Annotated in this window: 10 protein-coding genes; 7 read left to right on the top strand and 3 right to left on the bottom strand. The window is 51.6% G+C overall.

Annotated elements, in window-relative coordinates; translation table 11 throughout:
• Nucleotides 1-125: 125 nt before the first annotated feature.
• The 3 genes from uvrC to mnmG form a co-directional block, all read right to left on the bottom strand.
• Nucleotides 126-2,006: an excinuclease ABC subunit UvrC gene (gene uvrC, locus LDN30_RS01300; RefSeq protein WP_223928508.1), complete on the bottom strand. Its 1,881-nt coding sequence runs from the start codon at nt 2,004-2,006 to the stop codon at nt 126-128.
• Nucleotides 2,007-2,315: 309 nt separating this feature from the next.
• Nucleotides 2,316-2,849: an adenine phosphoribosyltransferase gene (locus LDN30_RS01305; protein WP_223928509.1), complete on the bottom strand. Its 534-nt coding sequence runs from the start codon at nt 2,847-2,849 to the stop codon at nt 2,316-2,318.
• Nucleotides 2,850-3,172: 323 nt separating this feature from the next.
• Nucleotides 3,173-5,050 (bottom strand): tRNA uridine-5-carboxymethylaminomethyl(34) synthesis enzyme MnmG, encoded by a 1,878-nt coding sequence (gene mnmG, locus LDN30_RS01310; protein WP_223928510.1) that lies wholly within the window; start codon nt 5,048-5,050, stop codon nt 3,173-3,175.
• Between the two features lie 244 nt (nt 5,051-5,294).
• On the opposite strand from mnmG, the gene LDN30_RS01315 reads away from it, so the two are divergent.
• From LDN30_RS01315 to LDN30_RS01345, 7 genes are all read left to right on the top strand, one after another.
• Complete coding sequence (locus LDN30_RS01315) at nt 5,295-5,981, top strand: succinate dehydrogenase/fumarate reductase cytochrome b subunit (RefSeq protein WP_223928511.1); 687 nt, start codon at nt 5,295-5,297, stop codon at nt 5,979-5,981.
• A gap of 95 nt (nt 5,982-6,076) precedes the next feature.
• Nucleotides 6,077-8,026, top strand: a complete 1,950-nt coding sequence (locus tag LDN30_RS01320; RefSeq protein WP_223928512.1) for a fumarate reductase/succinate dehydrogenase flavoprotein subunit — start codon at nt 6,077-6,079, stop codon at nt 8,024-8,026.
• Between the two features lie 47 nt (nt 8,027-8,073).
• Nucleotides 8,074-8,829 (top strand): succinate dehydrogenase/fumarate reductase iron-sulfur subunit, encoded by a 756-nt coding sequence (locus LDN30_RS01325; RefSeq protein WP_223926803.1) that lies wholly within the window; start codon nt 8,074-8,076, stop codon nt 8,827-8,829.
• A 441-nt stretch (nt 8,830-9,270) separates the two neighbouring features.
• Nucleotides 9,271-11,892, top strand: coding sequence for a DUF3943 domain-containing protein (locus LDN30_RS01330; RefSeq protein WP_223926804.1), 2,622 nt, complete (start codon nt 9,271-9,273; stop codon nt 11,890-11,892).
• Between the two features lie 9 nt (nt 11,893-11,901).
• On the top strand, nt 11,902-13,404 hold the full coding sequence (locus LDN30_RS01335) for a THUMP-like domain-containing protein (protein WP_223926805.1): 1,503 nt from the start codon (nt 11,902-11,904) through the stop codon (nt 13,402-13,404).
• 80 nt (nt 13,405-13,484) lie between these two features.
• A complete protein-coding gene (locus LDN30_RS01340) occupies nt 13,485-14,633 on the top strand; it encodes an N-acetyltransferase (RefSeq protein ID WP_223926806.1) in 1,149 nt (382 codons plus the stop codon).
• A gap of 486 nt (nt 14,634-15,119) precedes the next feature.
• Nucleotides 15,120-17,027 (top strand): DNA topoisomerase IV subunit B, encoded by a 1,908-nt coding sequence (locus LDN30_RS01345; protein WP_223929409.1) that lies wholly within the window; start codon nt 15,120-15,122, stop codon nt 17,025-17,027.
• The last annotated feature ends 12 nt before the right edge of the window (nt 17,028-17,039 follow it).

Consider the following 17,039-nt stretch of genomic DNA (forward strand, 5'->3'; position numbering starts at 1 on the left):
ACCATTCACCTTATTCACTCATTCACCCCCATAAATCCCACTGAATGGCTTCTCATTTCTTCACTCCTTCTACGACAAATTTAATTCATATCTCTACCAAAAATAATCTATTAATTGCCGAAGTTCTACTTTTTTTCTTCCTTCTCGCTGCCATGAAAATGGTCGAAAACTATCTTTGCCTTGGCCTGTCCGATGGTTTCAGTTAGCTGTGCGATGTCTGATTCGCTGATGCGCTTGACACTCTTAAACTTCGATATTAGCAGGTCCTTAGTCTTGGGACCGATACCCTTGATATCGTCGAGCTCACTGTGCAACTGGTGTTTCGACCGCTTGTCGCGGTGGAAGGTGATGGCATAGCGGTGCACCTCGTCCTGAATCTGCGTCAGAACGTGGAAAAGCTCGCTGTCGGTCTTCAGTCCTATGACCACCGGCGGAAACCCGTAGAGTAGCTCATTCGTCCTGTGGCGGTCGTCCTTTGCCAGTCCGGCGATAGGAATATTAAGGTGCAGTTCGTCTTCTACAACCTCTCTGACGACGTCCATTTGGCCTTTGCCGCCATCAGTGATGATGAGGTCGGGTAGGGCAGTGTGCTCCTCAATCATGCGGCTGTAGCGGCGTCTGACGACCTCCTGCATCGATGCATAGTCGTCGGGGCCCGTAACGGTCTTGATGTTGTATTTACGGTAGTCTTTTCGCGAGGGTTTCATACCTTTGTAGACGATGCATCCTGCCACTGCATCAGTGCCGGAGATGTTCGAGTTATCGAAACATTCTATCTGATAAGGCAGTTTTGGCAGTCGCAGTTTGTCCTGGAGTTCCTTCATCAGACGGGTCTGTTTCTGCTCCGGATTGAGCTTTTCAGCCTGCTTCAGACGGTCGAATTTATACTGTTTGGCGTTCATCTCCGACAGTTCCAAGAGGTGATGCTTATCGCCGCGCTGTGGGATGAAAAACTCCGCGTCTTTGATTTTAAAGTCGAGTTCGAAGGGCACAATTATCTCCTTTGCCGTACTCCCGAAGCGCTGTCTAATCTCCGGGATGGCGTCGTTAAGCAGTTCCTCGTCGGTTTCGTCGAGTTTCCGCTTGTATTCGTAGGTGAAACTCTGGTTTATGGCACCGTTCTTGACGTGAATATAGTTGATATAAGCGTTCTTTCGTGCATCGTCGTCGACGATAGTAAACACGTCGACATCTGTGATGGTGTGGCTTACGATTTCGCTCTTTGCCGCAAAATTATCCAGTGCGTGGATGCGCTGCTTGTATTCTTCGGCCTTCTCAAACTCCAGTTTTCCGGCATATTCCATCATTTTTGAGCGCAGATATTGCTCCACATCCCTCGTATTTCCCTTTAGAATTTCGCGTGCCTGACGTATATTTTCCTGGTATTCGTCGTACGATTGCTTGTCGATGCAGGGCGCTCCACAGTTGTGTATATGGTATTCGAGGCACGGTTTGAATTCGCCTTTGGCTATTCTCTCCGGCGACAACGGAAGCCGGCAGGTGCGCGGTTTGAACACTTTTTTTATTATTTCGAGTATTGCGTACATCGAACTTATATGGCTGTAGGGGCCATAGAAGTTTCCGAAGCGCTTGTTTATCGTCCTTGTCTTGAATATGCGCGGATAGAACTCCTTCGTTACGCAGATGCTCGGATACGTCTTTCCGTCCTTAAGCAGTACGTTGTACTTAGGTTTATACTGTTTTATGAGCTGGTTCTCGATGAGCAGAGCGTCCTCCTCGGTGTTTACGACGGAGTAGGAGATGTCCTGAATCTTCGACACGAGCACTTTCGTCTTGTATCTGTCGACCTCCTTGTGGAAGTATGACGATACACGATTCTTCAGGTCCTTGGCTTTTCCTACATATATTATATGGCTCTGGTCGGGTGCCTCGGCTCCCGGTTTCCGTCGCTCGTCGTAGTACTGATACGTTCCCGGCTTGTGTGGAAGGTTCAGTACAATGTTCTTCAAGTAGGCCAGACGCTCTTCATTTTCTTCTCGTGTCATTTCTCCTAACTCCTTTGTTTAAAGCAGTTTTCGGGCAAAAAGTTTCACGTGAAACTTTAGCCCGTTTCCTGCCTTGGTTGTCAGCCTGTCCTCCCTCTGCCGTCTCTGCATCTTCAGCGATCCGTGTGGTCGTTGTGTCTCGTGGCTGTGGGTTGGCCGTTGTTGCTCTCGCAGTTCAGTCTGCGGCTATTATTCTTTTTCTGTTTGTGCCGAAAGAGAATTGTAGAGCAGCGGTAGGGCAGGCTTGTTAATATTCAGTTTTAGTATTATTCTTGTAGCTTTCTGCTTGTTCTTTCCTCTTTCTGGGATTTAGAATTTAAGCAGCGAAGTTACCTCTATGCCCTGGTCCTCGAAAACCTTTCGTGCATTCGGAAATTCCGTTTCGAGCTCGATGATGAAGTTGCAGTATATCTTCTTAGGATGGAACTTCTTTACGAGTTTGCACGCTGCATCCATCGTGCCACCAGTAGCGAGCAGGTCGTCGTGGAGGAGGATAACATCGTTTTCGTCGATGGCATCGGCATGAATTTCTATTGTGTCCATGCCATACTCCTTGACGTAACTTTGCTGTACCGTCTTACAGGGCAGTTTTCCGGGCTTGCGGCAAAGGACGACACCAGCGTCGAGTTTCATTGCCACTGCCGACGACATTACGAAGCCGCGGCTTTCAATTCCAACGATCTTCGTGATACCTTTATCCTTGTAGAGATCTACCATGGAATCGGCGATTTCTCTTAGGCATTCAGGGTTCTTGAATAGGGTAGTGATGTCCCTGAAATTAACTCCTTTGATTGGCCAGTCGGGTATGCACCGCAGGTGGTCCAACAGTAATTGTTTGTTCATTTGCTTTGTTGTTTTTATTAATTGTTTATGTTTTGTTTTATCTCGAAGTTCGTTCTTTTTCTTCTTTCTACAGACTCCTTTATTTATTCTCTGCCAGTCCGTTTTTCGTCCGTTGCCTTATGAGTCCAACGGGAGCCCGTTTGTCGTTTCTTTCGTCTCAGTTTCACGATAGAACCGTGTTTTTTTCGTTGTTCAAGTATTACTTTAGTCGGAATCTAAATCTTTCTTTATCATACGGTTAGACGGATTTTGTTTCACGTGAAACTTTAGCCCTTCTCCACGCCGCCGGGGATTGTCTGAGAGGCGTGGAGTGGGGTAGAGGACTATCGTCCGAGGAGGACGAGGAGCACGTTGATATCGCTCGGCGAGACTCCAGGAATTCGTGACGCCTGAGCGATGGTTTCGGGCTGAATGCGTTCGAGCTTCTGACGGCACTCCGTCGAGAGGTCGTGGATTTCGGAGTAGTTGAAACGGCCCTTGATCTTTATATCCTCAAGACGGTGCATCTTGTCGGCGAAGACTCGTTCGCGGTCTATATAACCTTTATATTTCATTTTTATCTCTGCACCTTCGTCGATCTCGTCGACGCGGTTTTTCGGTGAATTCAGAATTTCTTTCAGTTCCGGAATCTGGTCGGCAAGGTTCTTGAAGTTTACCTGCGGCCGTGCTATGAGGTCGGCAATCTTCACCGTTCCCTTGATGGGTGCAGTGCCGATACTCTCGAGAAATCCGTTGACGGTTTTCGGCTTCACCGGTGTTGTCATACAGAAGTCGACTATTCTATCGATGTTCTCGCGCTTCTCCTTCCACCAGTCGTAGCGCTCGCGGGTTGCGAGACCTATTTTGTACGATTTCTCCGTCAGCCGGTCGTCGGCATCGTCCTGGCGGAGCAGTATGCGGTATTCGGCCCTCGAGGTGAACATACGGTATGGTTCGTCGACGCCCTTCGTGGTGAGGTCGTCGATGAGTACGCCGATATAGCTCTCGTCGCGGTGCATGATGAACGGGTCGCTGCCACCGCAGAGCAGGGCGGCGTTGATGCCGGCAGCCGTTCCCTGGCCCCCGGCTTCCTCGTAACCCGTGGTGCCGTTGACTTGTCCGGCGAGGAAAAGACCGCCAATCATCTTCGATTCCAACGAGTGCTTGAGCTGTGTCGGGTCGAAATAATCGTATTCGATGGCATATCCCGGGCGGTAGATTTTTGCGTCTCGGAGTGCCGGAATGTGATGGATTGCCTCGAGTTGCGTCTCCCACGGCATACTCGACGAGAATCCGTTGAGGTACATCTCGTTCGTATCGGTGCCCTCGGGTTCGAGAAAGAGCGGATGACTCTTCCTGTCAGGGAAGGTTACGAGTTTTGTCTCTATCGACGGACAGTAGCGTGGTCCGGTACTCTGTATCTGCCCGTTGAAGAGCGGTGAGTTGGCTATGTCGGCGCGGAGTATGGCGTGCACCTCCTCATTGGTGTTGCACGTCCAGCACGGCAGCTGTGGCAGCTGGCGGTGAGGACCGAAGAACGAGAACTGATGATAGTCGTTCTCGCCGGGCTGTTCCTCCATATCCTCGAAGTGAACCGAGCGCTTGTCGATGCGCACCGGAGTGCCGGTTTTCATCCGTCCCTTTCTCACTCCCCACCGCTCGATACTCTCAGCGAAGTTGTGGACGGCGGGTTCGGCGCAGCGTCCGCCCTCAACTTTCCGTCGGCCGATGTGCATGAGGCCGTTGAGGAAGGTGCCGGCGGTGACGACGACGGCCTTGGCGTGGAATTCCACGCCCCATATTGTTCTCACTCCGACGACCATCTTCGTGGTGCTGTCGACGAGGAGTTCGTCGGCCTGGTCCTGGAAGATGTCGAGGTTCGGGGTGTTGTCGAGGACATGTCGCCACTGCCAGATGAACTTTCCGCGGTCGCACTGTGCCCTCGGACTCCATACTGCCGGTCCCTTCGAGCGGTTGAGCATACGGAACTGGATGGCGGTGGCATCGGTAACAAGGCCCATCTGTCCGCCGAGGGCGTCGATCTCGCGTACAATCTGTCCCTTGGCTATTCCGCCGACGGCCGGATTGCAGCTCATCTGCCCTATCTTGTTCATGTCCATCGTTATCAGACACGTCTTCGCACCGATGTTGGCGGAGGCCGTGGCGGCCTCACAACCGGCGTGGCCGCCTCCGATAACTAATACGTCATAATTGAAATTCATTTGTAGTCTCCTGTTTTAACGGTCGCAAAAGTAGCAAATATTTTGGAAAATTTAAACGTAAAGACTTTGAATTATCATTTTAAAGTATTAATTTTGCGCTGTGAATACCTACATGTAAGTATTTTATCGACAACTATTCATTGTGGGCCGTGACTGGTTCGAAAGGATATTAGTGTGAAAGTCTCTGACATTCAAGCAGATTAATAAATTCTAACAAATTATTTTTAATAAAATTCAACAATTTATGTGGTTAATCAATTCACCTATTGGTAGAAAGGTTGTGATGTCCGTAACGGGTATCTGCCTTATTCTATTTTTGACCTTCCACTGTTGTATGAATGTCGCTGCCTTTTTCTCGGCCAGTGCATACAACACAGTGTGCGAGTTCTTAGGTTCTAATTGGTATGCTGTTCTTGGCACCCTCGGCCTGGCTTTCCTCGCCGTATGCCATATCGTGTATGCCTTTATTCTTACTGCCCAGAACCGGCGTGCGCGCGGTGACGAGCGTTATGCGGTCACCGACCGTCGTCCTGAGGTGTCGTGGGCATCGCAGAACATGCTCGTTCTTGGTCTTATCATTCTTATAGGCCTTTTCCTGCACCTTTACAATTTCTGGGGTCACATGATGTTCGCCGAGCTTGCCGGTGTCAGCGTGGCTCACGATCCTGCTGACGGCTTTGCCTGGATTCAGGACACATTTGCCAATCCGGTATTCTCTATCCTCTACCTTGTATGGCTTTGCGCTATCTGGTTCCATCTCTCTCATGGTTTCTGGAGTGCTATGCAGACTTTGGGCTTCAGCGGTAAGATATGGCTCAAGCGTTGGCAGATGATAGGTATTGTCTACGTGACAGTGCTTATGGGCGTGTTCGCGTTCCTTATCCTTTCCTTCTGGCTTGGATTTGCGCCAAGCTACAGCTCAGCACTGTAAACAGCGAGGTGCCGTTCCGGTCGATACATTATAATATGTCATTACCAGAGGAATGGCAGGCTCAAAAAACTTTAAACTATTAATTAAGAAAGATTATGGCTAATCAAATAGATTCAAGAATTCCTGAAGGCCCTCTTGCCGAGAAATGGACCAACTACAAGGCTCATCAGAAACTTGTCAACCCGGCCAACAAGCGTAAGCTCGACATCATCGTCGTAGGTACCGGTCTGGCCGGTGCATCGGCAGCAGCTTCTCTTGGTGAGATGGGATTCCATGTTATCAACTTCTGTATCCAGGACTCGCCTCGCCGTGCCCACTCTATCGCAGCTCAGGGTGGTATCAACGCCGCCAAGAACTATCAGAACGACGGCGACTCCGTTTACCGTCTGTTCTACGATACTATCAAGGGTGGTGACTATCGTGCCCGCGAGGCTAACGTCTACCGTCTGGCTGAGGTCAGCGCAAACATCATCGACCAGTGCGTGGCACAGGGTGTGCCTTTCGCCCGTGAGTATGGCGGTATGCTCGCCAACCGCTCCTTCGGTGGTGTGCAGGTCTGCCGTACGTTCTACGCTAAGGGTCAGACCGGTCAGCAGCTGCTCCTCGGTGCTTACTCCTCACTGATGAAAGAGGTTAACAACGGCACCGTAGAGCTCCACACCCGCACAGAGGTAGAGGATATCGTCGTCATCGACGGCCGCTGCCGTGGTGTCATCGCCAAGAACCTCGTCACCGGAAAGCTCGAGCGCTACGGCGCACACGCTGTCTGTCTGGCTACCGGCGGTTACGGCAACACCTACTTCCTGTCGACAAACGCTATGGGCTGTAACTGCACAGCTGCCGTCCAGGCTTACCGCAAGGGTGCTTACTTTGCTAATCCATGTTTCGTCCAGATTCACCCAACCTGTATTCCTGTCCATGGCGACAAGCAGTCGAAGCTGACTCTTATGTCGGAGTCGCTCCGTAACGACGGCCGCATTTGGGTACCGAAGAACCTCGAGGATGCTAAAAAACTGCAGCGCGGAGAGATTAAAGGACGTGACATTCCTGAGGAGGACCGTGACTACTATCTGGAGCGCCGCTATCCGGCATTCGGAAACCTCGTCCCGCGTGACGTTGCTTCGCGTGCCGCCAAGGAGCGCACCGATGCCGGATATGGTGTGAACAACACCGGTCTGGCTGTGTTCCTCGACTTCTCCGAGGCTTTCCAGCGCCTCGGCCGCAAGCGTGTCGACGAGCGTTACGGTAACCTCTTCGATATGTATCAGGAGATTACCGATGTCGACCCGCACGAGAATCCTATGATGATATTCCCGGCTATCCACTACACCATGGGTGGTCTGTGGGTAGACTATGAGCTTCAGACATCCATCAAGGGTCTCTTCGCCCTCGGCGAGTGTAACTTCTCCGACCACGGTGCTAACCGCCTCGGTGCATCGGCACTGATGCAGGGACTCTCCGACGGTTACTTCGTCATTCCTTATACTATGCAGAACTACCTCTCCGACCAGATTCAGGTGCCGCACATCGACACAAAGGCTCCTGAGTTCGACGCTGCTGAGAAGGCTGTCCAGGCCGAGATCGACCGCATATACAATATCAAGGGCGACGAGAGCGTAGACCACATCCACAAGAAGCTCTACCACATCATGTGGGACTATGTAGGTATGGCACGTAACGAGGCCGGTCTGAAGAAGGCCCTCGCCATGCTGAAGGACATCCGTAAGGAGTTCAACGAGCACGTCCGCATCCCTGGCGACAAGGAGGGTCTGAACGTCGAACTCGACAAGGCTATCCACCTCCGCGACTTCATCACCATGGGTGAGCTTATCGCCTACGATGCCCTGGAGCGTAAGGAGAGCTGCGGCGGACACTTCCGCGAGGAGAGCCAGACCGAGGAAGGCGAGGCTAAGCGTGACGACGAGAATTTCATGTACGTTGCTTGTTGGCAGTACCAGGGCTCTGACGAAGTAGCTCCAACGCTGCTCAAGGAACCTCTTGACTACCAGTATATTAAGGTTCAGGTACGTAACTACAAGAAGTAATTGGCACCTCAGGACTTTAAAACTATAAATTATAAACTAATACAGCAATGGATACAAATATAAGTTTCACACTTAAAGTCTGGCGTCAGAAGGGTCCTAACGAGAAAGGCCATTTTGACACCTTCGAGATGAAGGACATCCCCGGTGATACTTCTTTCCTCGAAATGTTGGACATCCTCAACGAGCAGCTCATCGAGGACGGCAAGGAGCCTTTCGTCTTCGACCATGACTGCCGTGAGGGAATCTGCGGTATGTGCTCACTCTATATCAACGGTCATCCACACGGACCGGCTCAGGGTGCTACTACCTGCCAGCTCTACATGCGCCGTTTCCACGACGGCGACGTCATCACCGTCGAGCCGTGGCGCTCGGCAGCCTTCCCTGTCATCCGCGACTGCATGGTCGACCGCTCAGCTTTCGACAAGATTATCGCTGCCGGCGGTTATACATCGGTGCGCACAGGACAGGCTCAGGACGCCAACGCTATCCTCATCCCTAAGGATGCTGCCGACGAGGCTATGGACTGCGCTACATGTATTGGCTGCGGAGCATGCGTAGCTGCATGTAAGAATGGCTCGGCAATGCTCTTCGTATCGTCGAAGGTCAGCCAGCTGGCACTCCTCCCACAGGGTCGTCCGGAGGCTGCAAAGCGTGCCAAGGCTATGGTCATGAAGATGGAGGAGCTCGGATTCGGTAACTGCACCAACACCCGCGCTTGTGAGGCTGAGTGCCCGAAGAATGAGTCGATAGCCAATATCGCTCGTCTGAACCGTGAGTTCATCAAGGCAAAGCTTGCTGACTAATATTCTATCACACGATTAATACTTCTCTAAAAGTCCGTCGGAATAACCTCCGGCGGACTTTTTCACGATTATAGCGACTTATGGCGGTACGCGGGAATGTCAGCCCGGTGGTTGGATGAGCTGTTTCTTGGTGTATATATCTTGGTTGGAGATTTTGTCTTACTTGAGGATTGAAAGCTATACCATCGTTTTTGAGTATAATCTGATGGCATTGCATCTGGTCGTTCACTAAAGTGGAAATCCTTTTCTTTGCCGTTGCTGTTCCATTTGTCGCAAATTGTCATTAATTCCGAAAATTTTGGCCGTGATAGAAGAATAATTGCCAAAAAACTTGAAATCGCTCAAAAAGTTTTGTATATTTGCAGTTAGTTTTTAATATTGCGGTAAAACGAACCGTTTCGCTACAGTTATTATTCCATTCTGATTCATCTTTGTTTTCCCATGAAGAGACGACTGCTTTTTATCATCATACTATTTCTGTCCACCTCTTTTGGTTATTGTCAGGAAACAGGGTCCGACAGTGCTTTCGTAAAGACTGCTATCCCACGGCATTTCTATAAGAATCTGGCTTTCGGCGGTCAACGGCGTGAGAGTGACTCTCTGAGTGTGGCATCGGTGAACGTAGGATTGTGGACGGCTGTCGATACGCTCCGTGGTCTCCAGTTGGGATTGTTCAAGTCGGGAACCTCGCAGCGTATGTCGGGGGTTAGTATCGGTGGAATCTTCAACGGCCATTTGGGCAGTGTGAGTGGTGTGCAGGCGGCCTTAGGAACTAATCTTACGGTGGGAATGTTCAAAGGGCTGCAACTTGGCAGTTTCAATGTCGCTGGCTATCAGCACGGACTGCAGGTGGGAATGCTGTCGAATCTCTCGGCTCATCCTCTCTACGGTGTGCAGATTGCCGCTCTGACGAATGTCACAAAGGGTATGCGCGGTGGCGTGCAGGTGGGAATGCTGAACATCAATTCGGGCGACCAGCGTGGATTCCAGTTCGGTACATACAACTACGCCGACACCCTCTGCGGATTCCAGCTTGGCATCATCAATGTCACCGACCGCAGTCCTAAGGGCTATCAGATAGGCATCCTTAATATGACTAATGAGAATGACAGCCGTCATCTCGGTCTTATCAATATCAATCCACGTACGCGCATACAGCTCATGGCGTACAGCGGCAACTACAACAAGCTGTCTGTGGGTGTGAGGTTCCGCAACCGCAGTACATACTATATCGTCGGTTTGAACTCCTTTTACTCCGGTTTCGGTGTGAAAAACTATTCCGGTGGTATCGGCTATCGTATAGGACAGTATTTTAATCTCTCGCCGAAGTTCTCGCTCAGTGGGGATATCGGCTACTCACATATAGAAACTTTCCAGGACGAGACCGCTACGCGCCCTGAGCGTATGTACTCGCTCGAATGGCGCATCAACGCCGACTGGCAGATAAACAAGTATCTCGGTGCGTTCGTCTCGGGAGGCTACGGACAGACACGATGGTACAACCACCACCGCCGCTTCAACAGTAAGCCTATCGTAGAAGCCGGTCTGACCTTCGACCTCCGGCCGTTGCGCAACGACGTTAGCGGTCTGGAGGCACTGGCAAGGCGGAAGGGAATGACCGACCGGCAGTTTGAAGCAATGTTCGGGATATATAAGGGGTCGGAACGCGACAGCCTCTACGCCTATAACCTCCCGTCGTTCATGAGGAAACGGCCGTGGAGAGCGGTGGCCGAGGATGTGGGTATCAACCTCCTCGTCCACTACTTCGACCGTTTCGTCCTCAATGCCGACTATGCCCAGACCAACTTCTCGACAATGGCGGATAACTTCCGCAACGGATTCGTGTGGGACAACGACCAGTTCTCCACCAATCAGTTTGCACATCCATATCACGGCAACCTCTATTTCAATACGGCCCGCAATAATGGCCTGAACTTCTGGACGAGCATTCCCTATGCCCTCGGAGGCAGCCTGATGTGGGAGTTCTGGGGCGAGAATGAGCCTCCGGCCATCAACGATGTCATCTCGACCACATGCGGAGGAATGGCCCTCGGTGAGGTGTTCTACCGCACATCGGCCCTCGCTCTCGACGACAGTAAGGTGGGATGGCCACGATTCTGGCACGAGCTCGCTGCCGGTATCCTCAATCCTGTGAGGCTCTTCAACCGCATCATCACGGGCGACGCGTGGAGGGTGAGGACCAGCCACAACCTCTACCATGACTACAACCGTATACCTGTCGACGCTACAGTGATGATTGGCGGTCGCTATGTGGCCGACGAGAACAGTATTGCCCGTGGCAGCAGGAATTTGAGGTTCGGTTTCCATCTCGACTATGGCGACAGCTACGCCGATGAGCCTACGCAGCCTTACGACTACTTTACGGCCGACATCGGGTTCAATGTCGGTACGCAGCCGTTCCTCAGCGACGTCCATCTCATTGGCCGTCTGTACGGCCATAACATCTATGAGGGAAAACGGTTCCGCGCCCAGTGGGGTATATTCCAGCACTTCGACTATTATGCCTCGGACAGCATACGGGGGTCGGAGATGAAGAATCCGTTTGAGATAAGTGAGACGGCGGCCTTCGGACCAGGACTGCTCATGCAGTTTCCGGCTACAGGCAGTCTGTCGCTGTTGGAGCAGAAACTGTATGTCAACGGCATCCTCCTCGGGGGAAGCAAGAGTGACTACTACCATATTATCGACCGCGACTATAACATAGGAAGCGGGTTCGGATGGAAGTCGAACACACGGATGAACTTCAAAAACTTCGGAAACTTCATCCTCAACGTGGAATACTACCGGCTGTGGACGTGGAAAGGATTCGAGAAGAAGGACATCGAGGCTCCCGACTTCAATCCTCTCTTCCTCAACGCTCAGGGCGACAAGAGCAACGCCCAGCTGCTCGTCATCGCTCCTGTGGCCGAGATAAAGGTTGGGAACGGATGGAATATTATCATTCATGGGGCGTTCTACAACCGTCTGACGCATTATGCTTATCACCCGAATAAGCACAGCAGCACTTATGAGCTGACCGTTGGCGGGGCGTTCCACTTCTGATTCATAGCTATGGAACTCATTGACGACAATACACGGAAATTCATTCTCGACCATCGCAACGATGATGTGCGCCGTCTGGCTCTTGCTGCCGACAAGTACAGCGGGGTCGATGTGCGGATGGCTGTCGACCAGATACAAGGGTGGCAGACGGCTCGTCGTAAGCTGCCGTCGTGGGCTGCCACCGACGGAATAGTCTATCCTCCGCATCTGAATATGGAACAGTGCTCGAGTGAGACGACGGCAACGTACAAGAGAATGGTGGCGGCTGACGACGGAAATGGGCCTCACGGCATCCTCGTCGACCTCACCGGGGGCTTTGGTGTCGACTTCAGCTTTCTGTCGCGGGCTTTCCGTAGAGCTGTTTATGTGGAGCGAAACGAGAGTCTATGCACCATAGCGCGGCATAACTTCCGCATGCTCGGCATGGATAATGCCGCGGTCGTCAATGCCGACAGCTCCGATGTGGCGTTCATCGAGGGGCTGCCGGGAATCATTGAGGAACAGTTCCATTCAGCAGATGGAAAGTCGTCTGCTGAGAAAGGGACTGAAGACACTAATGATGAAGTCGATAGTGGGGTGCAGAATCATATCGAGAGACTTGCCAAAGTGCCTGAATCGGCTACTGCCAAAGCCGATAATGAGGTCACGGTGTTCCTCGACCCGGCGCGAAGGGATTCTTACGGCAGGAAGATGGTGTCGATACGCGACTGCGAACCCGATGTCTTGGCACTTTTGCCGGCACTGTCCCGTTTCACGTCGACGCTCATACTGAAACTCTCGCCAATGCTCGATTGGCATGAGGCTGTACGGGAGATTAATGCCGTTGGCTGCGTAGTGGCCGTAGATAAGGCTAATATGGTGCCGGAGGATGATGCTAATGCCGATGGCGTGGGTCCGACAAAAGACGGAAAATCTCTCTTTACGGTTTCTTCTGTCCATATCGTGGCCGTGAGAAACGAATGCAAGGAATTGCTCATCGTTGCCAAGAATGACCGTCAGAAGACTCTATATGGCGGTTGTGAGCATGATTGCGAGCCGAAGATGTATTGTGTCGACGACGGCAATGTTTTCAGTTGCTCTTTAAAGGAGGCCATGGAACACTCTGCTGTTGCCTTGGCGACGCTACCAAAGGGTGATGGCGGGGATGTGACGACGTATCTTTATGTTCCAAACAGTGCCGTCATGAAGGCCGGATGTTTCCATGTCTTGGCCTCGCATTATGCCGTTGACGGTGTGGGACCCAACTCGCATCTGTTCGTTTCCGGTCGGATGATTGACGGATTCCCGGGACGCGTGTTCCGCATCATTGCCGTTTCGTCGATGAACAAGCGGGAGTTAAAGCGGAGTCTTGCAGGTGTCAAACACGCTAATATAGCCACACGCAACTTTCCTATGAGCGTCGAAGTACTGCGTAAACGGCTGAAAGTGACCGACGGAGGCGACGTTTATATATTCGCAACGACAGTCGCTGACGGCTCGCATGTATTAATAATAACCAAAAAAGCAACTTGATTTTTGGATAATTGACATTTATTTCTTACTTTTGCGTGTTTAAAAGGAAATCTGTAATTGCAAATTCAGAAAAATAAGACATGTCATCAGTCAAGATAATAAAGGTTGAGAACAATAAACAATTAGGGGAGTTCATCGATTTCCATTATGATCTCTATGCTGGAAATCCGTACGATGTCCCTAATCTCTATATCGACGAGAAACGCACTCTGTCGCCAAAGCAGAACCCCGCCTTTGAGTTCTGTGAGGCCGAGTACTACCTTGCCGTCGATGCCGACGGTAAAGTGTTAGGGCGCGTGGCAGCCATCATCAACCACAAGGCAAACAAAAAGTGGAACCGCAAGAGCGTACGCTTCGGGTGGATTGACTTCATCGACAACACCGATGTCAGCAGTGCATTGCTCAAAGCCGTCGAGGACTATGGCAGAAGCAAGGGTATGACGGAGGTCGTCGGACCGTTGGGATTCACCGATATGGACCCCGAGGGAATGCTTATCTGGGGATTTGACAAGCTCGGAACATTGCCGACGATATATAATTACGATTATTATCCGCGCCATATCGAGCAACTCGAGGGCTGGGAGAAGGACACCGACTATGTGGAATACTACATGCGGGTTCCGGAGAAGGTCCCGGAGAAGTACACTAAGATTGCCTCAATGATTGAGAAGCGGTACAACCTCCACGTGAAGAAGCTGACAATGAAGGACATCCGCGCCGGATACGGCTACAAGGTGTTCAAACTCATCAACGAGACTTACAAGGATCTCTATGGATTCTCCGAGCTGTCGCAGCGTCAGATTGACCAGTATGTGAAGGAATACTTGCCACTACTCGACCTCAACCTCGTCACCTGCATAGAGGATGCCAACGCCGACAACAAGCTCGTGGGTATCGGTATCACCATGCCTTCGATGAGTCGTGCGGCACAGAAGTGCCATCGCGGCAGGCTGTTGCCCTTCGGCTGGTGGCATATCCTGCGTGCCGGGAAGTTCCATAAGACTGAAGGAGTCGACCTCTTGCTCCTCGGAGTCATGCCGGAATACCGCAGCAAGGGCGCAAACGCTCTCCTCTTCGCCGACCTTATTCCCCGTTATATCGACTACGGATTCAAATGGGGCGAGAGTCAGGTAGAGATGGAGGACAACGAGGGTGTACAACGGCAGTGGGGTGCGCTCAATCCGGAAAACCATAAGCGCCGCCGCTGTTATAAAAAGATTATAAAATAGTGGTCTTTGCCATCGGTTCCAGTGTACTTTGCCATCGGTTTCAGTGTGGCGAATGCATCTGTCAGTGGAGTGATACCATCGGTTTCCGCGCAGTAAATGCATCGTTTCGACTGACAAGACAATATGTTTCCGCGTCGTAAATGTATCATTTAGCCGTGATGAACAATATGTTTCCGTGTCGTAAATGTATCATTTGGAAGAGCTATGACTTCGGTTTCGGCACAAGGGAACATCGATATTGAGGGATAGAATGCATCGGAGCGGTGGTCCGCACCGTTGACAGCAAGACACTATGGTTACAACAGCGCAGTCGGCAATGGCCCTGTGCTCATAATGAAAGGAATAATATATATGCCAGACAATACAGACAATACTAAGGCTGTGGGCAGCGATGCCACGGAGAAAGAGCTGAACAACGCTCCTGCTGCGGGTACCGGTGAGGCCACACCAGAATATAATGACGACAACATTCGCCACCTTAGCGATATGGAGCACGTCCGTACACGACCGGGAATGTATATCGGTAGGCTCGGCGACGGCACGCTCCCCGAGGATGGTATCTACGTGCTGCTGAAGGAGGTTATCGATAACTCCATCGATGAATTCAAGATGCATGCCGGCGACAGGATAGAAGTCGACGTCATCGACAACCTCAGTGTCAGCGTCCGCGACTATGGACGCGGCATCCCGCAGGGCAAACTCGTCGAGGCAGTGTCGGTGTTGAACACGGGAGGAAAGTACGATTCAAAGGCTTTCAAAAAGAGTGTGGGACTCAACGGCGTCGGTGTCAAGGCCGTCAACGCATTGAGTTCGCGTTTCGAGGTGAAAAGCTACCGTGACGGAAAGGTGCGCCATCTCGTCTTTGAGAAGGGCGTTCTGAAGAGCGATGAGACAACAGCGTCGGACGACGAGAACGGAACGTACATCTTCTTCCGCCCCGACGACTCGCCATCGCTGTTCAAAAACTATTCTTTCCACGACGATATCGTCGAGACGATGCTCCGTAACTACACCTACCTCAACACCGGACTGACGATAATGTACAACGGTAGGCGCATTCTGAGCCGCCATGGTCTGAAGGATCTTCTTACCGACAATATGACCGAGGAGCCGCTCTATCCCATCGTCCACCTTACCGGTGAGGACATCGAGATAGCCTTCACGCACACCAAGCAGTATGGTGAGGAATATCACTCCTTTGTCAACGGACAGCACACGACGCAGGGCGGAACCCACCAGACGGCCTTCAAGGAGCATTTTGCACGCACCGTCAAGGAGTTCTTCGGCAAGTACGAGTACAGCGATATACGCAACGGACTCGTCGCAGCGATAGCCATAAACGTTGAGGAGCCGGTCTTCGAGTCGCAGACAAAGATTAAGCTCGGATCGACACTCATGGCCCCCGACGGCGAGACGATAAACAAATATGTCGGCGACTTCATCAAGCAGAATGTCGACAACTACCTCCACATCCACAAGGAGGACTGCACCGACATCATGGAGGAGCACATCAAGGAGGCCGAGCGCGAGCGAAAGGCAATGGCCGGAGTGGCGAAACTCGCCCGTGAGCGTGCCAAGAAGGTCAGCCTTCACAACCGTAAGCTGCGCGACTGCCGCATACACTACAACGACACGAAGAACAACCGGAAGGAGGAATCGTCGATATTCATCACCGAGGGCGACTCGGCAAGCGGAAGTATCACCAAGAGCCGTGACGTGAACACGCAGGCCGTGTTCTCGCTCCGCGGTAAGCCGCTGAACTGCTTCGGTCTGACAAAGAAGGTGTGTTACGAGAATGAGGAGTTCAACCTCCTCCAGGCTGCCCTCAATATTGAGGACGGACTCGACAATCTTCGTTACAACAAGGTTATCGTCGCTACCGATGCCGATGTCGACGGAATGCATATCCGACTGCTGCTGATAACATTCTTCCTCCAGTTCTATCCCGAACTGATAAAGAAAGGCCACGTCTACGTGCTCCAGACCCCCCTGTTCCGCGTTCGCAACAAGCGCTCAAAAATCAAGAACAAGCAGGTCGTCAAGGATGCCGATGCCCGTCTCGGAGTCAAGGAGAAGAAGAACGACTTCATCACCCGGTACTGCTACACCGAGGAGGAGCGGCTCAACGCCATCCGCGACCTCGGTCCTGAGCCCGAGATTACGCGCTTCAAGGGTCTTGGTGAGATAAGCCCTGACGAGTTCGTCCACTTCATCGGACCGGACATGCGCCTCGAACAGGTGACCCTCCACAAGAACGATCAGGTGCAGAAGCTCCTCGAATACTATATGGGAAAGAATACCATGGAGCGTCAGAACTTCATCATCGACAACCTCGTCATCGAGGAAGACCTTCCACAGGACGAGGAAATGGCCGAAGATCGAAAACAAGCATAAGATTCATCATCA

Source organism: Prevotella lacticifex (assembly GCF_019973375.1).
In the GTDB taxonomy this organism is placed as follows: domain Bacteria; phylum Bacteroidota; class Bacteroidia; order Bacteroidales; family Bacteroidaceae; genus Prevotella; species Prevotella lacticifex.